Origin of the sequence: Streptomyces achromogenes subsp. achromogenes, assembly GCF_000720835.1 — a bacterium.
In the GTDB taxonomy this organism is placed as follows: Bacteria; Actinomycetota; Actinomycetes; order Streptomycetales; family Streptomycetaceae; genus Streptomyces; species Streptomyces achromogenes.
Genome location: NZ_JODT01000021.1, coordinates 95,617 through 114,241, shown reverse-complemented (window position 1 = coordinate 114,241; position 18,625 = coordinate 95,617). Strand labels below are relative to the sequence as shown.

20 protein-coding genes and 1 pseudogene are annotated in these 18,625 nt (G+C 75.1%); 12 read left to right on the top strand and 9 right to left on the bottom strand.

What is annotated here, in order from left to right:
- The first annotated feature begins 60 nt into the window (after positions 1-60).
- Positions 61-837: a hypothetical protein gene (locus tag IH25_RS0122405; protein ID WP_030613335.1), complete on the top strand. Its 777-nt coding sequence runs from the start codon at positions 61-63 to the stop codon at positions 835-837.
- Positions 838-868: 31 nt separating this feature from the next.
- Here IH25_RS0122405 and IH25_RS0122400 read toward each other — a convergent pair whose 3' ends face one another.
- Positions 869-2,128: a glycoside hydrolase family 88 protein gene (locus tag IH25_RS0122400; protein WP_030613332.1), complete on the bottom strand. Its 1,260-nt coding sequence runs from the start codon at positions 2,126-2,128 to the stop codon at positions 869-871.
- Between the two features lie 167 nt (positions 2,129-2,295).
- Here IH25_RS0122400 and IH25_RS39685 point away from each other — a divergent pair, with 167 nt between their 5' ends.
- Both IH25_RS39685 and IH25_RS0122390 read left to right on the top strand, forming a co-directional pair.
- Positions 2,296-2,811: a GNAT family N-acetyltransferase gene (locus IH25_RS39685; RefSeq protein ID WP_030613329.1), complete on the top strand. Its 516-nt coding sequence runs from the start codon at positions 2,296-2,298 to the stop codon at positions 2,809-2,811.
- A 172-nt stretch (positions 2,812-2,983) separates the two neighbouring features.
- Positions 2,984-3,643 (top strand): maleylpyruvate isomerase N-terminal domain-containing protein, encoded by a 660-nt coding sequence (locus tag IH25_RS0122390; protein WP_030613326.1) that lies wholly within the window; start codon positions 2,984-2,986, stop codon positions 3,641-3,643.
- 37 nt (positions 3,644-3,680) lie between these two features.
- Here IH25_RS0122390 and IH25_RS0122385 read toward each other — a convergent pair whose 3' ends face one another.
- Positions 3,681-4,421, bottom strand: a complete 741-nt coding sequence (locus IH25_RS0122385; protein WP_030613324.1) for an FG-GAP repeat domain-containing protein — start codon at positions 4,419-4,421, stop codon at positions 3,681-3,683.
- 138 nt (positions 4,422-4,559) lie between these two features.
- Between IH25_RS0122385 and IH25_RS0122380 the strand changes: the two genes are divergently transcribed.
- Positions 4,560-4,841 (top strand): LamG-like jellyroll fold domain-containing protein, encoded by a 282-nt coding sequence (locus tag IH25_RS0122380; protein WP_030613321.1) that lies wholly within the window; start codon positions 4,560-4,562, stop codon positions 4,839-4,841.
- Positions 4,842-4,885: 44 nt separating this feature from the next.
- Positions 4,886-5,584 (top strand): hypothetical protein, encoded by a 699-nt coding sequence (locus IH25_RS0122375; protein ID WP_030613318.1) that lies wholly within the window; start codon positions 4,886-4,888, stop codon positions 5,582-5,584.
- A 29-nt stretch (positions 5,585-5,613) separates the two neighbouring features.
- Here the strand turns inward: IH25_RS0122375 and IH25_RS0122370 are convergent, their stop codons facing one another.
- Together IH25_RS0122370 and IH25_RS0122365 are read right to left on the bottom strand one after the other, a co-directional pair.
- On the bottom strand, positions 5,614-6,510 hold the full coding sequence (locus IH25_RS0122370) for an NAD(P)-dependent oxidoreductase (RefSeq protein ID WP_030613315.1): 897 nt from the start codon (positions 6,508-6,510) through the stop codon (positions 5,614-5,616).
- A gap of 249 nt (positions 6,511-6,759) precedes the next feature.
- Positions 6,760-7,968: a CPBP family intramembrane glutamic endopeptidase gene (locus tag IH25_RS0122365; protein ID WP_030613312.1), complete on the bottom strand. Its 1,209-nt coding sequence runs from the start codon at positions 7,966-7,968 to the stop codon at positions 6,760-6,762.
- Between the two features lie 137 nt (positions 7,969-8,105).
- Here IH25_RS0122365 and IH25_RS42850 point away from each other — a divergent pair, with 137 nt between their 5' ends.
- The 3 genes from IH25_RS42850 (at position 8,106) to IH25_RS0122350 (ending at position 11,937) form a co-directional block, all read left to right on the top strand.
- The gene (locus IH25_RS42850) at positions 8,106-10,457 is read left to right on the top strand and encodes an ATP-binding protein (RefSeq protein ID WP_051754079.1); all 2,352 of its coding nucleotides are present in this window, start codon (positions 8,106-8,108) and stop codon (positions 10,455-10,457) included.
- Positions 10,454-11,113, top strand: a complete 660-nt coding sequence (locus tag IH25_RS0122355) for a response regulator (RefSeq protein WP_030613307.1) — start codon at positions 10,454-10,456, stop codon at positions 11,111-11,113. Before IH25_RS42850 ends, IH25_RS0122355 begins: the two co-directional genes overlap by 4 nt.
- Before the next feature lie 74 nt (positions 11,114-11,187).
- Positions 11,188-11,937 (top strand): SDR family oxidoreductase, encoded by a 750-nt coding sequence (locus IH25_RS0122350; RefSeq protein ID WP_030613304.1) that lies wholly within the window; start codon positions 11,188-11,190, stop codon positions 11,935-11,937.
- A gap of 28 nt (positions 11,938-11,965) precedes the next feature.
- On the opposite strand, the gene IH25_RS0122345 is transcribed toward IH25_RS0122350, so the two are convergent.
- The 4 genes from IH25_RS0122345 to IH25_RS0122330 all read right to left on the bottom strand — a co-directional run bounded on the left by IH25_RS0122345 (position 11,966) and on the right by IH25_RS0122330 (position 15,962).
- Positions 11,966-13,198 (bottom strand): YhjD/YihY/BrkB family envelope integrity protein, encoded by a 1,233-nt coding sequence (locus IH25_RS0122345; protein WP_030613301.1) that lies wholly within the window; start codon positions 13,196-13,198, stop codon positions 11,966-11,968.
- Positions 13,199-13,387: 189 nt separating this feature from the next.
- Positions 13,388-13,990, bottom strand: coding sequence for an Rv1733c family protein (locus IH25_RS0122340; RefSeq protein WP_030613299.1), 603 nt, complete (start codon positions 13,988-13,990; stop codon positions 13,388-13,390).
- 140 nt (positions 13,991-14,130) lie between these two features.
- On the bottom strand, positions 14,131-14,877 hold the full coding sequence (locus IH25_RS0122335; protein WP_030613296.1) for a TIGR03943 family putative permease subunit: 747 nt from the start codon (positions 14,875-14,877) through the stop codon (positions 14,131-14,133).
- Positions 14,874-15,962, bottom strand: a complete 1,089-nt coding sequence (locus tag IH25_RS0122330) for a permease (RefSeq protein ID WP_394298444.1) — start codon at positions 15,960-15,962, stop codon at positions 14,874-14,876. Before IH25_RS0122330 ends, IH25_RS0122335 begins: the two co-directional genes overlap by 4 nt.
- Before the next feature lie 196 nt (positions 15,963-16,158).
- Between IH25_RS0122330 and IH25_RS0122325 the strand changes: the two genes are divergently transcribed.
- The 4 genes and pseudogenes from IH25_RS0122325 to IH25_RS42395 all read left to right on the top strand — a co-directional run bounded on the left by IH25_RS0122325 (position 16,159) and on the right by IH25_RS42395 (position 18,112).
- Positions 16,159-16,971 (top strand): serine hydrolase, encoded by an 813-nt coding sequence (locus IH25_RS0122325; protein ID WP_030613289.1) that lies wholly within the window; start codon positions 16,159-16,161, stop codon positions 16,969-16,971.
- A gap of 98 nt (positions 16,972-17,069) precedes the next feature.
- A complete protein-coding gene (locus IH25_RS0122320) occupies positions 17,070-17,483 on the top strand; it encodes an SRPBCC family protein (RefSeq protein ID WP_030613286.1) in 414 nt (137 codons plus the stop codon).
- A gap of 96 nt (positions 17,484-17,579) precedes the next feature.
- Positions 17,580-17,783 (top strand): annotated as a pseudogene (locus IH25_RS43110) (SpoIIE family protein phosphatase); the annotation flags it as partial.
- A 47-nt stretch (positions 17,784-17,830) separates the two neighbouring features.
- Entirely contained in the window at positions 17,831-18,112 is a 282-nt protein-coding gene (locus IH25_RS42395; protein WP_030613283.1) for a SpoIIE family protein phosphatase, read from the top strand.
- On the opposite strand, the gene IH25_RS0122310 is transcribed toward IH25_RS42395, so the two are convergent.
- The gene (locus IH25_RS0122310; protein ID WP_030613280.1) at positions 18,084-18,611 is read right to left on the bottom strand and encodes a hypothetical protein; all 528 of its coding nucleotides are present in this window, start codon (positions 18,609-18,611) and stop codon (positions 18,084-18,086) included. The two genes, IH25_RS42395 and IH25_RS0122310, sit on opposite strands and share 29 nt — an antisense overlap.
- Positions 18,612-18,625: the final 14 nt, after the last annotated feature.

Genomic DNA, 18,625 nt, shown 5'->3' with positions numbered 1-18,625 from the left:
GACACCGCGTGGTGGAGTGTGGGCCTCCGACACTCACGCGGCAAGGAGCGACTCCCCACGATGACCGCACACCACACACGCCCTGAACGCAGTGGTCCCGGGACCGTCTCGGTCGTGGACGTACCGCCGTTCAGGCCTTCTCTCGTCAAAGCGGTGTTCAGGGACGTGACCCCGCTGCACGTCTCCCGGTCGGCCGCGTGGGCCGCCGCGTCGGTGACGCGCACCGTGCTGAGGGAGATCATCGACGGTGCGAGGAGGGCGGCGGCGGAGGAGGCCCGGACGAAGCTGGTCCCCGGGGACCTCCTCTCGGCGATCGACCGGAACGTCGAAGTCGAGGTGGGGTGCAAGTGGTACGACCACAGCCCGACGTTCCGGGGACTGACCGGTGTCCTGTACGACGCCGAGGGTGTCGTCGTGCCTTCCCGTGTGCGCCGCGGGCCGCGCAGACCGAGTGCCGTGGCCGGCGCCCACCGGTTCGAGGCCGGGGTGAGGAAGCTGCTGCGAAGCCGGGGGGCGAGGGCCGTCCCGGCGATGGTCCGCGACCTGGACGGCATCGCGAGCGTGTTCCTGACGGACCTCGCCCGGGACGCGGCCATGGTCCTCCGCGAGGGCGGGGTCAAACGTTTCGGTACGGTCCACCTGGTGACACCGGGCGAACCGGCCCCGCCTCCGTTACTCAAGGATCCCCTCCTGTCCCTGTCCACCCGCAGGGGGGACCGGCGGACCATCGGCGGGGACGACGTCCTGGCCGCCACCACGATCCAGTTGTTCGGCGACCTGAGGCAGCGCGCTCTCACCGAGGCGCGCGAGGCGGCACGGAACACGTCGGCCTGCTGAGCCCGAGGAACTGATTCTCGGTCCAGGACCGCTAGGACGGCTGTGACAGGTCGACCGCGCGGTCCACGTCCGCCGGACGGAGCACCCGCAGGATGCCTTCGAGGAGGTAGTAGTCGGCGTAGGGCAGCGAGATCTCGATGCCGTCCTCGCCCGGACGGTTGCGGGTGCAGCGGGCCACGACCGCCTCCGCGCGGGCCGAGTCCCTGGTCAGACAGGTCTCCGCGAGCGCGGTGAGGATCCGCAGCGCCACGTCCCGGTAGGCGCGCCGGCCGGTCGCCGCGTGCAGGTCCAGCAGCCCGCACGCCATGATCGCCCCGGCGGAGGCGTCCTTGATGTCGTACGGCTGCTGCGGCGCGCGGTAGTCCCAGACGGGGACGTGGTCCGGGGTCAGCGCCCCGATGGCGTAGTCGGCGAGTCGGCGCGCGGTGTCCCGGAACCCGGTGTCGCCGGTCCTGCGGTACATGGTGGTGAACCCGTAGATGCCCCACGCCTGTCCGCGCGACCAGCAGGAGGAGGCGTCGTAGCCCTGCACCGTGGCGGGGCCGAGGGGTGCGCCGGTGTCCGGGTCGAAGTCGAACACGTGCGGGGTCGAACCGTCCGGGCGGGGGAAGACGCGCTGGGCGGTCTTCGCGTGCGCCACCGCGATGTCCAGGTACCTGGCGTCACCGGTCTGCCGGCTCGCGAACGCCAGCAGGTCCAGGTTCATCATCGTGTCGATGATGACGCGACCGGCGTTGGCGGTGTCGTTCAGCGCGCCCCACGCCCGGATGAACCCGCCGCGCGGGTTGTACCGCCGTATCAGGGAGTCGGCCGCGCGTATCGCGCCCGTGCGCCACTCGTCGTCGCCGGTCAGGCGCCAGGCGGTGACCCAGGAGGGGTAGAACAGGAAACCGAGGTCGTGGGTGGTCGTGTCGGTCTGGCGGGGGGCCAGGTTCCGGGCCGACTCGACCGCCCGGGCGCGGAAGGTGTCGTCCCCGCTGTACAGGTACGCCATCCACAGCGTCCCGGGCCAGAAGCCGCCCACCCAGTCCCCGCCGCGCGAGTACGTCCACTTCTCGAACTTGGTGCCGACCGGGAAGCCGGTGACACGGGGCGCCACGGCGCGGACCTTCGCCACGGCGTACTCCGCCGCCTCGCTCAGCGTCCGCAGGGTCGCGCCCGTCCCCACCTGTCCGGCCGCCGACGCGGGGGCCCGTCCTGCCGACGCGGGGGCCGCCGACGCCTCCGTGACCGGCCCCACGGCCGCCGCACCCGCCGCCGTGACCAGCAGCGCACGCCGGGAAACGCTCATGCTCGTCCTCCCACTCCGCAGGTGTTCGAAGGAAGTCGGCCGAGCTTGACACACCCTCACATGACATGTACACCCACGTGAGTGAGGTTCATTCATGTGAACGTTACCGGTGCGCACTCGGTCAAGTGACAGAATCGGGCGGGCAGTTTACCGACGGAGGAGACCACATGGCCGATCACTGGGTGAAACTCGAACTGGACATCGCCTCGTTCGACGCGCCCCGCTTCCGGCCGTACGTGGAGCGCTGCCGCGCGGCGGGCATCCGCTTCACCACCCTCGCCGAACTGGGCGACACACCGGAACACCGGTGCGCCCTGTACGAGTTGAACAAGGAGTGCTCGGCGGACATCCCGGAGCGCGGGGAGTTCTACTCCTACGAGGAGTACGCCGAACGCCGTTTCGACTCCGCCGGCTACGACCCCCACGGTGTGGTGCTCGCCCTGGACGGTGGGGCGTGGGTCGGCATGGCGGTCACATCGGTCCACCCGGACTTCGTCTTCAACGAGATGACCGGGGTACGGGCCGCCTACCGGGGCCGGGGCATCGCGATCGCCATGAAGACCCTCGGGCTGGCCTTCGCCAGGGAGCGGGCGGCGACCACGGTCCGGACGTTCCACCACCCAGCCAACACCGGCGTGATCGCCATGAACCGCAAACTGGGCTTCGTGGACGCGACGTTCTGAGCCGGGCCGCCACCGCCGCCGGGCGCCACCTCCGCCGGGCGGCGAACGGGTCCGGCAGGGTACGCGCGAGAAACCCGGCGTCCGGCGCGCGTCGGCGATCGGCCGAACCGGTACCGAGGGGGTCCTGGTAAATCGGTCGAAGCGCCCCGCGGCGCGCTGCTAGCTTGCGGGGGTGGACCTCTTCCAGCTCTCCTGGACCGCCTTGCGCACGGCCGTGGCCGGTCTCGCCGACGAGGACTTCGCGCGGCCGTCCGGCTGCACCGGCTGGCTCGTCCGGGACCTGGTGTGCCACCTGGTCATCGACGCCCAGGACGTGCTCATCACCCTGGTGACACCCTCGGCGGAGGAACCGACGCACGACGCGGTGACCTACTGGCACGTCACGGACACACCGCCCGCCGGTGACGACCCGCTGGACGCGCTGACGGTCCGGCTGGCCGCCGCCTACGAGGACCCCGGACTGCTCACGTTCCATCTGGACGACGTCGGTTCGGCCGCCGGACGCGCGGCGGAGCTGGCCGATCCCGCACTGCGGGTGAGCACCCAGGACATGGTCCTCACCGCCGGCGACTACCTCTCGGCGTACGTCCTGGAGTGGACCCTGCACCACCTGGATCTCATCGCGCACCTCCCGGGCGCCGAGCGGCCGCCCGCCGAGAGCCTCGCCCGGGCGCGCGCGATGCTGGAGGAGATCGCCGGGGCGCCCTTCCCCGCGTCCTGGGCCGACGAGGACGCGCTGCGGATCGGCACGGGCCGCCGGGCTCCGACCGACGCCGAACGGGCCGGACTCGACGGCCGGTGGGACGGGAGACTTCCGCTCGTCCTCGGGTGAGTTCACCGGTCCGGCGCCCGGGTGCCCGCGACATGAGTCACTTCGTCCCGCACCCCGGATAGAACGGCGTCAGGCCGGTGTGCGGAAGGCGGGCCGGCGGATCGTAGCCTGCGGCCCCGGCGTCCCTGGTGTACGCGCGGGTGTCCGCCCCGAGCCCGGTGCGCGGGTCGCCGAGCCTGGCCTCGGACACATACACCCCGTCACCCGCGTAGGTGTAGGCCGCCAGGTCGGGATACCGGTCGTGGTTGTAGTCGGCCACCGCGATGTCCCGCGTGGCGCCGAGGTCGAGCCGTACGGTGCGCCGGCTGCGGCCGGTGCCGGAGAAGGGACCGAGTCGCAGTTCGGCCACGCGGGGCGGGACCGGATCGTCACCGGCCTGGGCACCCCCGGCGACCACGGCCAGGTCGCTCCAGCCGTCCTGGTCGAAGTCCGCGACAACCGCGCGCACATACCGCTGCCGTTTCCCCGGCCGGTCGGCCAATTCTCGCGCGGTGACGGTTCGTTCGCGGGGCGAGCCGGTGCCGAAGGTGACGGTCAGCCGGGCACCGTGGCGGGAGGGGTCGGTGATCCGGTCCGGGCGGCCGTCGTTGTCCACGTCGGCGATCAGGTCCCCGGAGCCGGTCAGACACGCGGCGACGGCGGGGGGACCGGCCGGGCGCGGCGGGGGCTGCCCCAGGGAGTCCTCGCACCCGGCGCACAGCAGCAGGCCGGCCAGGACCACGGCCGCGCGGGTACGACGCCCCGGCCGGGGAGTGCCGCCGTGTCCGCGCGTCGCCATGAGGAGGCATCCTAGCCAGGGCTCCTGCGACGCAAGGCGGTTGGGGCGCGCGGCCCTCGCCCCCGGCGCCATTGACATCGCGGGCGCGTCCGCCTACTCGGTGGCGGCCTGGGTACGGCTGTCCGGTCAACCGGCCGTGTGGAGCCGTGTCTCGACATCGGCACCGAGGTCGACGCCGGCCCGCTGCCGACGGACCGGTGGGTCCATGTGTTCGTCACCTACGGCTCCGGCACCGCCGTGCCGTACGTCGACGGCCGGGAGGCGGGCCGGAACACCGACATCACGGTCGAGCCCCGCGACTTCGGCAACCACATACGCTCCGGCTACCTCGGCCGCTCCCGGTACCCCGACCCTAAGTCGCGGCCCTGGCCCAGCGCTGACCGCCATGTCCGTGTGTCACGAAAGGTGAGAACGGGTTAACTCACCCGTATCATCCAGGTGTCGCACCACAAGCGGAGGTAGATATGCCGGAAACCGCTGGGCCCGTCACCGAATTGGCTTCTCAGTACGTCAGCCAGGTGACCAAGGACCTAGAAGAGAACGTCAGGGAACAGGAACGCGTCACCGCGGAAATCGCCGCGTTGCAGGAGCGGTTGGCCGCGCTCCAGCACGACCACGGCATTCTGCTGAACATGCAGCAGGCGCTCGGCATCGCCGCCCCGGCCGCGGGCGCGGTCGTGCCCGCCCCGCGCGGGAAGAGCGGCGGCGCCCGGCGCACCGACACCAAGAAGCCGGCGCCGAAGAAGCCGGCCGCCAAGAAGTCGGCGGCCGGGAAGGCGGGGACCGGAAAGCCGGCGACCGGAAAGCCGGCGGCCGGGAAGGCGGCGGCCAAGAAGGCCCCCGCCGAGCCCGCGCAGCCCGCTCGGCCCGCACAGTCCTCGCAGCCGACGCAGCCCTCGCAGCCGACGCTCGTCGAGCTGGTCCGCCGGTATCTGGCCGAGCAGAACGAGCCGCGTTCCGCCGCGGAGGTCGCCGAGGCGCTGGGCCGGACGTACCCCGAGCGGGCGGTGCAGACGAAGGTCGTGCGGACCACTCTGGAGAACCTCGTCGCCCGCAACGGCGCGCACCGCAGCAAGCAGGGCTCGTCCGTCTTCTACACCGTGGCCGCCGAACCGGCGCCGGAGACGGCCGAGAAGGCGGAAGGCGCCGACCCCGCCGAGTGAAGCCGGCCGCCTCCCGCAGGGCCCCTCACTCAGGCGGACGGCGCCTCGGCTTCGCCGAAGCTGGCGAAGTAGGCGGCGGCCATGTCCTCGTCGGCGTGGCCCTGCGCGGCGGCGCGCTCCAGGCGCGCGGCGCTCGCGGCGGCCACGTCCAGGCGCACACCGTGTTCCTCGCCCGCCCGGACGATGAGCCGGGCGTCCTTGACGGCGGTGGCCACCGCGAACTGTGCGGGCGTCAGCTCGCCGTCCAGGATGAGCCGGGCCTTGGCGCGCAGGTAGCCCATGTCGAGCGGGCCGCCGTCGATGGCGTCGAAGAAGTCCTGCGGGTCCACGCCGAGCGCCTTGGCCAGGGCCAGCGTCTCGCCGGTGGCGGCGGTGGCCGCGACGACCCAGCTGTTGGCGACCAGCTTCAGCCGGGTCGCGGTGCCGGCGGTGCCGTCCTCGCCGGTCCACACGGTACGGCTGCCGACCGCGTCGAACACCGGGTCGACCAGGTACCGGTGCCCGGCCGGGCCCGCGGCGAGGACGAGAAGCTGTCCGGCCTCGGCCGGCTGCCGGGTGCCCAGCACCGGCGCGTCGAAGAACACCAGGCCGTGTTCGCCGGCGAAGGCCGCCAGGTCGCCGAGGGCCTCGGTGCCGGCGGTGGTGCACTGCGCCCAGGCGGTGCCGGGGCGCAGTGCGGGGACGGCCTCCCGCATGACGTCCAGGGCGGCCGGGCCGTCGTAGAGCATGGTGAGCACGACGTCGGCGCCCTCGACGGCCTCGGCGGGCGTGCCGGCGACCAGCACCCCGTCGGCGGTGAGCGGTTCGGCCTTGGCGCGGGTCCGGTTCCAGGCGCGCACGGTGTGTCCGGCGCGCGCCAGGTTGCGGGCCATCGCGGCCCCCATGATGCCGGTCCCCAAGACGGTCACGGTGCGGGTGTCTGTCATGGCGTCAACTCCCTTTGCCGATAAGCGTTTTACGGGTCGGCGGGCTTACCTCCCGGGAGAGGACACGGCTCCGCCCACGGGACCGATCTTCCACCAGCCGACCGCACACCCTCGCACATCACCCGCACCGCACGGCGTCATGTCTGCCAAAGGCCGCGCACGGTGGCCCGTGACCACCCGCGCCGAGTCCCCGAAGTGCGGGCCGTCACCGCCTCCATGGGCTGACGGGGGGACCCACCGGTGCGCCACTCACCTGGTGTCCGAGGTGTCCTCCCCGGTGCCCGCCGACCCGGCCGGACTGTCCGTGCCCGGCCAGGGCGCGGCGGCCCCCGGATGGGCGGTCCCGGACGGTGGCACGGGGGCGCCGGTCGCAGGGTGACCGGGCCACTGCCCGGGCATCACACCCTGCCCGGGCATCGCACCGTACGGGTAAACCGGCGACTGCCCGGGCACCGAACCGTACGGGTGAACCGGCCATGGCCCGGGCACCGGTCCGTACGGGTGAACCGGCCACTGCCCGGGCGCCGCGCCGTACGGGTGGGCCGGGGGCAGCGGCGCGGGGGCGGTGCGTTGCAGTGGGCGGCGGCGCAGCCACCACGTCACGGCCGCCGTGTACAGCACGATGCCCGCGACATCGAGCACGACCGTCTGCCAGCCCGCGTCGGCCGCGGTCTCGTCACTGGCGAGCCCGCCCACCACGGCGGCCGACACACCGAAGGCGAAGAGGTTGTTGACGGTGTGCAGGGCGATGGACGCCTCCAGTCCCCCCGTCCGCCAGGTCAGCCACCCCGCGCACATCCCGAACACCAGCAGGTCGGCGAAGCCCCACGCGGTCCCCCACCCGTGGGCGGCGGCGAACAGCACGGACTGGGGCACCAGCGCGGCCCACGGCGAACGCAGGAACGCCCCCGCCGTCTGCGTCAGCCAGCCACGGAAGACGTACTCCTCGGCCGCCGCCTGCAACGGCACCAGGACCAGCAGCATGACCAGGGCCCGCGCGAAGGCCGGCCAGCCCACCCACTGGCTCTCCGCCTCGCCGCCGTCCGAGGGCAGCAGGAACATACCGCCCATCGACAGGGCGAGGACCGGCACGGCCGTCAGCACGCACACCCCGAGCCAGCGCCGGCGCAGTCGCCCGGTGACCGAGGAGACCGTGCCGGCCGGGCGCCGGGCGATCCAGCGCACGGTCAGCAGCAGCACGGGTATGCCCACCGCGATCGACAGCAGGTCCAGCGCGGTGCCCGACACCGGGCCGAACTCGGGCCAGCCGTCGGCGTCCTCGGGGTATCCGAGGGCCAGGCCCGCGACCAGGGCGCTGAGCATGAGGACGAGCACGGCGAGCACATAGCCCACGGCCACGACCAGGGTTCCGGCCAGCGGGCGCCACCACTGGTGACGCGGCGAGAGGCGGGCCAGGCGGTGGTACGGGAGCTGCTCGGCGAGCGGTGGCTGTGTCATGCCGTCAGCCTGCCAAAGTCCCGCGGGTGTGCCATCGGCCCACGGCAGGAGCGGTGTCTCTACCCCTGGTTGGGGACGGACCTCCACCCCGGGGCCGGTGCCCGCCGCACGGAGCGGCCCTTACGCTCGTCGGCGAGATGGAGACGATACGCAACTGGCTGCTGCCCCTGCTGCTCGCGGCCGGGCAGGGCGTCCTGCTGTGGCCCGGGGTGTACCCGGACGGCACCCCCGGTCCGCTCGCCCTGGCCGCCGTGGTGTGCGCGCTGGCCGTGGAGACCGCCGCGCTGGGGTGGCGCCGTACCGCGCCGGTGCGGTCGCTGGCCGGCACCCTGGCCGCCGGGGTGCTCGGCGGCTTCGCCTGGCCGGACGGCTATGTGGGCCTCGGCCCGCTGATCGCCCTGTACTCCGTCGCCGTGCGCTGCCCGGTGCCGGTGACGGTGCGGGCGCTGGCCGCCGTGGTGGGCGTCGACTGGGTGGGGGCCGCGGTGACGGAGGGCCTGCGGCCCCCGCTGCTGTCCACGATGGCCCTCTCGCTGGGCACCTATGTGCTGTGCGCGGGGCTCGGTGAGGCCCGGCGCCAGTGGCTCGCCGGCCGGCTGACCGCCGCCCGGCGGCTGGCCGGGGCGGAGCGGGCCCGCCTCCTGGCGGGTGACCAGGAGCGCCGGCGGCTGGCCCGGGAACTGCACGATGTGAGCGCCCATCACCTCACCTCCGTCGTGGTGACCGCGGACGCGGCACTGCGGCTGCGGGACGACCGGCCCGAGCTGTCCGCCGAGGCACTGGCGTTCGCGGAGCGCACCGGCACCGAGACCCTCACCGCGCTGCAACGGCTCGTAGGGCTGCTGCGGGACACCGGCGGCCCGGACCACCGGCCGATGAGCGGGCGGATCGAGGAACTCGTCGCCGGTTTCGGCCGGCTGGGCCGTCCGGTCACCGCCCGGATCCCGGACGGCCTCGCGGGCCCGGCGGCCGAGGCGGTGCACGGCATCGTCCGCGAGGCCCTGACCAACGCGCTGCGGTACGCGCCCGGCGCCGCCGCCCGGGTGGACGTCCGGCGGGCGGACGGGCTGCTGGAGCTGACGGTGGAGAACGCGCCGCCGCGCGTCCCCGCGCAGGGCGCCGGGGGGCTCGGCGCGGGGCGCGGCGTGGCCGGGATGCGCGAGCGGGCCGCCACCGTCGGCGGCGAACTGGCCGCCGGGCCCACGCCGGAGGGCGGCTGGCGGGTGCGCGCGACGCTGCCCGACGCCGCCGCGGCGCGGCGGCCGGAGGAGACCGGCTGGCGGCGTGACGTCCTGCGCGAGCAGCGGTTCGCCGATCCCGCGCTGATGCTGGCCGCGATGCTGCTGCCGGTGGCGTGCGTGGCGGCGCTCACGGAGGACTGGGCGGGCGCCGCGCGCCGGGCCGTGCTGCCGGAGCTGCTGCTGGTGTGCGGGCTGCTGGCGCTGCACGCGCTGCCGCTGCTGTGGCGCAGGCGGGCCCCGTGGGCGGTGTTCGGCGCGGTGCTGGCGACGGCCTGGGCGGGACCGGTGGCCGTCCTCGCGGTGCCGCTGCCGTCCCGTATCGCGCAGTTCCTGGTCGCCGGCACGCTCGTGGAGACGCTGGCCGGGTACGCGGTCGCCGCCTACGGTCCCGGAGCCGGGCACACCTGGCCCGCGCCGGTCGTGGCCACGCTCGGGACGGCCGGTGCCGTGACGGCGCTCGCGTGCGCCGACGGCATGGTGGCGGGCGAGCGGGCGGGCCCGGCCGACGCCGTGCTGCTGTCGTTCCTGCTGTCCGTGGTGCTGGCCCCGGTGTTCACCGCCGTGTGGGGGGCCGGTCTGCTGGTGCGCCGCCGCCGGGTACGGGCGGTGGCGTACGACGACTTCGCGTTCGCCAGTTCCATGTGGCAGGCGGACCGGGCCGCCGAGGCCGAACGGCAGCGGCTGGCGGCCACGTTGCGCGAGGCGGTGCTGACGCACACCCGGGCGCTGGTCGGCGCGGCCCGCCGGGGCGAGCTGGCGGAGGTCGCGGACACGGCCAGGGCGGCGCTGGCCGCGATGCGGGAGATGCTGCGCGGCCTGGCGGACGGCGGCGACGGCGGGTCCGGCGGGCCGCTGGCCCCGTCGCCGTCCGCCGCCGACCTCGACGCGCTGTGCCGGGCACTGCGCTCGGCCGGCCGCGAGGTACGGCTGCGGGGGCTGCCGGAGGCCGTCCGGGGACTGCCGCCGTCCACGCAGGTGTCGGTGTACCGGATCGTCGAGGCCGCGCTCGGCGCGGGCGACCCGGGCCCGGCTCGGGTGACCCTGCGGCGCCGCCGCGGCACCCTGCGGATCACGGTGACCGGGGTGCGGCTGGCCGTCGCGGGCCCGGTCGCCGAACGCCTGCGGGTGCAGGTCGCCGCCGGCGAGGGCCGGATCGTGTGCGAACCGGCCGGTAGGCTACGGGTGTCGTTGCCGGCCGGGGCTCCTGGGGCCCCCGTCCAGGAGGTGTCCCCGTCGCCATACGCGTGATCGTCGTCGACGACCAGGCCGTGGTACGCGCCGGATTCGCGGCCATCGTGGACGCCGAACCCGATCTGACCGTGGTGGCCGAGGCCGGTGACGGGGCGTCGGCCGTGTCCCTCGCCGCGGCGCGGGAGGCCGATGTCGTCCTGATGGACATCCGGATGCCGGGCATGGACGGGCTCACCGCCACCCGGCTGATCACCGCGCCGCCCGGCGGCCCGCGGGTGCTGGTGCTCACCACGTTCGACCTGGACGAATACGTGTACGAGGCGCTGCGGGCCGGGGCGTCCGGGTTCCTGCTGAAGGACGCCCGGCCCGACGAACTGCTGTCCGCGATCCGGGTGGTCGCGGCCGGCGACGGCATCCTGGCGCCCGCCGTGACCGGCCGGCTCATCCAGGCCTTCGCCCGCGGTGCCCCTCCCCCGCCCGTGGCCGGCGGACCGCTCGGCCGGCTCACCCAGCGGGAACGCGAGGTCCTGCTGAAGATCGCGTCCGGGCTGACCAACGCCGAGATCGGCGCCGAACTCGGTGTCACCACGGGCACGGTCAAGAGCCATGTCAACGCGCTGCTGTCCAAACTCGGGCTGCGCGACCGGGTCCAGGCCACCATCCTCGCCTACGAGACGGGCCTGATCAGCCCGCGCGGCCCCCTGGCGGGCTGACCGCCCCCGCCCCCGGGCACCTCGATGTCCGTTCCCCGCCGGTGCTCCCGCGCCCCGGGCGGTGGGATGGACACATGACTTCACGAGAGCTTCTGAACGGCAGGACGGCCCTGGTCACCGGCGGCAGCCGGGGCATCGGCGCGGCGACGGCCCGGCGGCTGGCCGAGGGGGGCGCGGACGTGGCCCTGACCTATGTGCACGACAAGGACGCGGCCGACGCGGTCGTACGGGACATCGAGGCGCTGGGGCGACGGGCGGTGGCCCTGCGCGCCGACGCGGCGGACGCGGACGAGGCGGCGGACGCGGTACGGCGGGCCGCCGCGGAACTGGGCGGGCTGGACGTCCTGGTGGGCAACGCGGCGGTCGGGGTGATGGAACCGCTGGAGAACCTGTCCCTCGCCGACATCGACCGGGTCCTCGCGGTGAACGTGCGCGGTGTGTTCCTCGCGGCCAGGTCCGCCGCCGCGCTGATGGGATCCGGCGGGCGGATCATCACCGTCGGCAGCTGTGTCACCGCGCGGGTGCCGGGGCCCGGGGCCACGCTGTACGCGATGAGCAAGTCCGCCGTGGTCGGGCTGACGAAGGCCCTGGCGCGGGAGCTGGCCGGGCGCGGCATCACGGCGAACGTGGTGCATCCGGGCCCGACCGACACCGACATGAACCCGGCGGACGGCCCCTACGCCTCCGGTCAGGCGGCCATGACCGCGCTGGGCCGGTTCGGCACGGCCGAGGAGGTGGCGTCCATGGTGGCGTTCCTCGCCGGACCGGAGGCGGCCTATGTGACGGGCGCGGAGTTCTCGGTGGACGGCGGCTACGCGGCCTGAGCCCGAGGGGGCGGGGAGGACGTACGCGTCACGGCCGGTCCAGGCGGCGTACGTCCTCCTCGTCCCACTTCCGGGTGTCGCGGGGCTGCACATAGGGTTCGGCGCGGGGCGGGTGGCCGCCGGCGATGGCCCGCTGCCGCAGGGTCTCCGCGTCGAACTCCAGGCCCAGCAGGATGGCCAGGTTGGTGATCCACAGCCAGACCAGGAAGACGATGACGCCGGCCATCGTGCCGTAGGTCTTGTTGTACGAGGCGAAGCCGGCGACGTAGAACGCGAAGCCGGCGGACGCCACCAGCCAGATCAGCAGGGCGAGGACGCTGCCCGGGGTGATCCACCTGAAGCCCCTGACCTTGGCGTTGGGGGCCGCCCAGTACAGGATCGCGATCATGAGGGTGACCAGCAGGACGAGCACCGGCCACTTCGCGATCGACCACGCCGTCAGGGCCGTGTCGCCGAGGCCGAGCGCCTGCCCGGCGCGTTTGGCGAGGCCGCCGGTGAAGACCACGATGAGCGCGCCGGCCACGGAGAGCACCATCAGGACGACCGTGACGCCCACCCGCACCGGGAGGATCTTCCACACCGGGCGTCCTTCGGGCATGTCGTAGACGGCGTTGGCGGCGCGGATGAAGGCGGCCACGTAGCCGGACGCCGACCACACGGCCAGCACGATGCCGACCAGGGCCATCACCGAGCCGATGCCGGCCTTGTCCTGGAGTTGTCCCACGGCCCGGACGATGATGTCCCGGGCGGGGCCGGGCGCGAGGTTGCGCACGTTGGCCAGCACCCGGTCCGTGGCCGAGCGGCCGACGACGGACAGCAGGGAGACCAGCACCAGCAGGGCGGGGAACAGGGACAGCACGGCGTAGTAGGTGAGCGCCGCGGCCCGGTCGGTGAGCTGGTCGTCCCGGAACTCGCGCAGCGCGCCCCGGAACACCGCGCCCCAGGCCCGCCGGGGCAGCCGCACCGGACTGTCCGGCGCGGCCCGCTCCGTCTCCGGCGCCGGCCCGGCCTCCTGCGGTGTGGGCCGGTCAGTATCCGACTCCGCCGCGGGCGTCCGGGACTCCCGCCCTTCGTCGCGGTCCGGCACGCGCCCCGACTCCGCCGCGGGCGTCCGGGGCTCCCGGTTCTCGTCGCGGTCCGGCACCGCTCGGCCCGGCTCCGGCTCGTATCCGGCCTCCTGCCGCGTCGGCGGCGTCCGGGACTCCGGGTTCTCGTCGGCGGCCCGCCGGTGCAGCCGCCGTGGAACGTGCAGCTTGGTCATGGGAGCCGGGTAACCAGTCGGGCCGCCCTCACGCACGCAAGGCCGGGTCGGGCGCCGGTGCGCTCCGGCCGGCGGGAGGAACGGGCCGGTGCGCGGTCGGGGCGCCGCACGCGGCGGGTGCCGGAGCCGGAGGCGACGACTCCCCGGCCCGTGCGGGCGTTCCCGCCGGGTCCGTCCGGCCCGCCCGGGTCAGCCCACGCCGCCGCTGAGGTTCCCCCACCGGGGCCCGACCTGCTTCCATTCCTCGTCCCACTCGGCCATCCGCCGCCGGATGAGCGAGCCGCGCAGCAGCCGTACCCCGCCCCAGACCAGCGCGCCGGCCGCCGGGGCGACGAGGGCGCCGGTGAGGGCCGCCTGGACGTCGGCGGCCGTGCCGGTGACCGGCGCGGGCACGACCCGGCCGGACGGGTCCGTCCACACCGTCACCCGGCTTCCGGCGGGGGCGCCGGGGGCGACCTTGACCTGGTCGGTGCGCACCGATCCGGCCGCGTCCGTCCAGCGCACGGTCGCCCACACGCGTCCGTCGTCGTAGCCGCCGGCCGCGGCCGGGGTGCGGGCCGCTCCGTCGGTGAGCACGGCGGAGACGGGGTGCAGCCGGGCGAGCCGCGCCGCGAACGCGGACTCGGAGGTCTGGGCCGCCGCCGCACCCGCGACGATCCCGACGAGCAGGGCCAGCAGCCAGCCGGCGAGCACGATCCAGGCCTCGACGACATCGCTGTGCCGCTTGAGCGGGTTGCGCCGCCAGCGCCACAGCCGCACCCGGGTGACCGCCGTGGGGGGTGTCCGTGTCATCGTCACCGCCTCCTTCCGCGCACCGGCGGCCCGCGACCGGGTCGGCACCGACGCGGTGACCGGGACGGCCGCGGAGCGAGCGTCACGACACCATCCTGCACCCGTCCGGGCCGGTCGTACGCCCTGCTCCGGGACCCGCCTCAGGAGGACGGGGTCAGCGGGAGGTCGTCGGTGTAGGCGTTGACCGGCGGGGCGATGGGGCGGGCGTCCCGGACGTCGAGGGCGGCCTGGGCGGTGGCCGTGCCCAGGGTGCCGCTCGGGTGCCAGGCACCGGTCACCGACAGCCAGGTGTCGGCGGGCGGCGCCGGTGTGCCGTACATGCGCACCCGGACCGTCTGGGAGTCCGCGGCGCAGCAGGAGAAGACGATCCGGGTCAGGTACCAGCCGCCGTCCCGCCCGGCCGGGGTGACGAAGCCGGTCAGCCGGACGGTGCGGCCCTTGATGGCCAGGCCGCGGTCCTGCCGCACCCGCTTGGTGAACTCCGTGAGGGTCAGCGGCAGCGGCGAGGTCGCGGGCAGCGGGGCGAACCCCCGTTGTACGGTCACCGGTTTGTCGTTGGCGCGGGCCGCGGTGTACGCGCCGAGCGCGGGCGGGGCGTACCAGAGCAGGCTGAGCGCGGGCAGGAGCAGCAGCCAGGCGACGCGGGGGGTGCCGGTGTGGTCGTGTCCGTGACCGTCGGGGTGCCCGTGGCCGTGGTCGTCGGGGCGCCGGCCGGCGGAGGTGGCGGCCGACGTCAGGGCGAGCAGCAGCAGGAGCGCCCCGGATGCGATCAGCAGGGGGCGCAGTCCGGCCTTGACGTAGCGCAGGTAGAGATCGGTGAAGAGGGCCGTGTGCAGCAGGCCGGCCCCGGTCAGGGCCGGCAGCAGGTTCTGGAACGCTCGTTTCACCACAGCGCTCCCCCGATCAGGACGCTCGCGGCGACCGCCACGACGGTGGTCGCCGTGCAGAACCGCCAGGCGAAGGCGCGGCCGAAGGTGCCGGCCTGCAGCGCGATGAGCTTCAGGTCGACCATCGGGCCGACCACCAGGAACGCGAGCCGGGCGGTCGGCGAGAACCCGGTCAGGGAGGCGGCGACGAACGCGTCCGCCTCCGAGCAGACGGCCAGCAGCACGGCGAGGCCCGCCAGGAACAGCACCGACAGCCACGGTGAGCCGGAGAAGGTGTCGAGGACGGCGCCCGGCACGGTGACGTTGAAGGTGGCGGCGGCCATCGCGCCCAGCACCAGGAAACCGCCGGCGTGCAGGAAGTCGTGCCGGAAGCCGAGCAGGAACTCGGTCCGGCGGCTGTGTCCGGGCCGGTGCCCGGTGTGCCGGTGACGCAGCAGGGGGCGCAGCCACTCCTCCTTGCCGAGCCAGAGCCACAGCCAGCCCATCACGGCCGCCGTGCCGAGGGAGGCGAGCAGCCGGGCGGCGACCATCGCGGGGTTGCCGGGGAAGGCGACGGCGGTGGCCGTGAGCACCACGGGGTTGACGGCGGGCGCGGAGAGCAGGAAGGCGAAGGCGGCGGCCGGTGGCACGCCCCGGCGGATCAGGCTGCTCGCGACGGGCACGGAGGCGCACTCGCAGCCGGGCAGTACGGCGCCGGCGGCTCCGGCGACCGGCACGGCGAGGGCGGGCCGCTTGGGCAGCACCCTGGTGAACAGGCCGGCCGGTACGAAGGCGTTGATGGCGCCGGACAGCGCGGTGCCGAGGAGCAGGAACGGCAGCGCCTGCAGGGTGATGGCCAGGCAGACGGTCCGCCATGCCTCGACGGCCGGGTGCTCCAGCCACCGGGTGCCGGCCGGGCCGAGCACGGCCGCGGCACCGACGGCGGCCGTGAGGACGGCGCCGACCCACCACGGCCGGACGCCGGACGGCCACGACCGGACGCCGGACGGCCGGGTCCGGCCCTCGGTCACGGGCGGAGCGGCGGGTACGGCGGGTACGGCGGTCACGCCCCGCGCCGCACCGGCCGGATCATCCGTTTTCTCCATCATCACTCCGGATGTCGGTGTCGAGGCGACCCTAAGGTGAGGAAGCCGGCCCGGCCGCGCGTACACGCCGCCGGGGAGGCGAGCCGGGCGGCACGATGCGTCCCATCGGTGGCTCTTGTCACAATCCGCGCGAACAGGGCCCGAACGTGACGGCGGCCACGCCGCCGGACGCGCCGGTTGTCTACGTTCGTGACCCATGCCGACCCGCCCCTCCCGCACCGCACGGATCACCGCCGGCGCCCTCACCGCCGCGGCGGCCGCCCTGCCGGCCGCCGCCCTCGCGCACCCGGCGTCGGCCGCGCCCCCGCCCGCCGCGTCCAGGAAACCCCCGGCGCACGCCACCGCGGCGGTGCTCGACCTGGACGGCACCGGCCGCACCACCGTGGTGCGCGGCACGGACCGGACGTACGACACCGCCAGCATCGTCAAGGTCGACATCCTCGCGGCGCTGCTGCTCCGGGCGCAGGACGCGGGCCGCCCGCTGAGCGAGACCGAACGGGCCCTCGCCGAGCCGATGATCCGGCGCAGCGACAACGCGGCGGCGAACGCCCTGTGGCGGCGGATCGGCCGCGCCTCCGGGCTGGCGGCGGCCAACGAGCGGCTGGGGCTGACCTCGACGACCGGTGGGCCCGGCGGCAAGTGGGGGCTGACCCGGACCACGGCGAGCGACCAGATACGGCTGCTGCGGGCCGTGTTCGACTCCGGCGGCACGGTGCGCCGGGGCTCCGGCGGGCTCGACGGCGACTCCCGGACCTACATCCGTACGCTGATGGGCCGGGTCGTGTCCGGGCAGGTCTGGGGCGTCTCGGCGGCCGGGAGCCCGGGGTCCCGGGCGGTGCTGAAGAACGGCTGGCTCCAGCGGAGCACCACGGGCCGCTGGGACGTCAACAGCGTGGGTGAGGTCTCCGTGCGGGGGCACCGGTACCTGGTGGCGGTGCTGTCCGACGGCAACGCGTCCATGGGCGACGGCGTGTCCCTGGTGGAGCGGACGGCGCGCGCGGCGGTCTGAGCCCTTGGGTCGCCCGCGTCGGTGGCGGGGCTTTTCGGCGGCTGTGGAAGGGGCACGCGGTCGGGGTACGACTTCCGACCGGAAAGGGCGCCATCACGATGTCCGAGTACGAACGTTCCCGCACGATGCCCGCGCAGCCCGAGCACGTCTTCGACCAGGCGGCCAACGTCGCCCAGCTCGACGCGTGGCTCCCGGAGGCCCTGCACGTGCGCGTCGAGGACCCGCCCGCCGTGACCGTGCACGAGGACCAGTCCGGCCAGGACATGCCCGCCCTTCTGCGGGCCGCGCCGGACCAGATGCGCCTGGAGTGGGGCACCCGCGAGCAGGGCGCCTACACCGGCTGGCTCCAGGTGGCGGGCATCGGCAGCGGCGCGAGCGAGGTGACCGTGCACCTGTCGTTCTTCGACGAGAGCCACGACCCGGGTGAGCGGGCGGTGGGCGAGGCGCTGGACGGCAGCCTGCGACGGCTGGAGGAGCAGGTGCGCATGCGGGTCGACAACGCGGGCGGCTGACCCGCGCACCGGCACCTCGGGCGGGCTTCCCGGCCGGACACCGGCCAGCCGGACATCGCGGGCCTCCCCCGACACGTCGCGGGGAGGCCCGCGGGCGTGCGCGCGGCGACACGGCTCCGGCACCCGCCCGCCCGCCCGGCTTTCGCCTGCCTTGCGCCCACCCGGGTCCTGGTCGGTGACGTCCGGGGCAAGGGGCTGCCGGCCGTCGGGGCGTCCGCCGCGCTGCTCGGCGCGTTCCGGGAACTCGCCCACGAGGAGCCCTCGCCGGTCCGGATCGCCGAACGGCTGGACGAGCGTGCCCGGCGGCAGATCGCCGCCGTCGACACCCTGCTGGACGGCGGCCGGCCGTGCGGACCGTGCCGTTCGGGCCGGGAGACCGGCTGCTGCTGTACACGGACGGGTTCACCGAGGCCCGGGACCGGCGGGGCGGGTTCCTGGATCTGGCCGCCCGGGTCGCGGCCCACGCGGGGCGGCCCCTGGAGGCGCTGGTGACCGGGCTGCGCCGGGATCTGCTCCGGCACGCCCACGGCGACCTGGACGACGACGCGGCGCTGGTCGCACTGGAACGGCTGCCCGGCCGGGGACCGGGGGCGACCGCGGTCAGGCCGCCAGCGGGCGGTCCGGGGTGAGGCGGTCCAGGAGCTGGGCGTGGTGCAGTCCGGAAACGGGGGCCAGCAGGTCGGGGTGGCGGAGCAGGGCGGCGGCCCGGCGGTCGCGGTCGTCGGGGGCGAGCAGCCGGCGGTACTCGGCCGGCGCGTGCGCGGTGGGCTCGCCGTCGGCGAGCGCGGCGACGGCGAGGGCGGCCAGCTCGGGGTCCGTGAGCAGCGCGGCGGCCCAGCTGGCGACGACCTCGTCCACCCAGGTGCGCCAGGCCCACTCCTCGGCGGGGTGCTCACCGGCCGGTTCCGCGCCGGCGATCCAGTCGAGGCGGGCGGCGCCGCCGGGGCCGGCCAGGGTGACCAGGCCCGCGTCGATCTCGGTGGGGTAGCGCAGCCGGGCGGCGACCGTCGCCGCCTGCCGGGCCTGCGCCTCGCACAGCGCGGTGGCGAGCGCGCCGCCGCTGGGCGGGTAGGCGACCGTCAGCCAGCGCGCCGTGGCGGCGATCAGGGGGGACAGGTCAGTGAGCACAGCCGGGCCGTCCG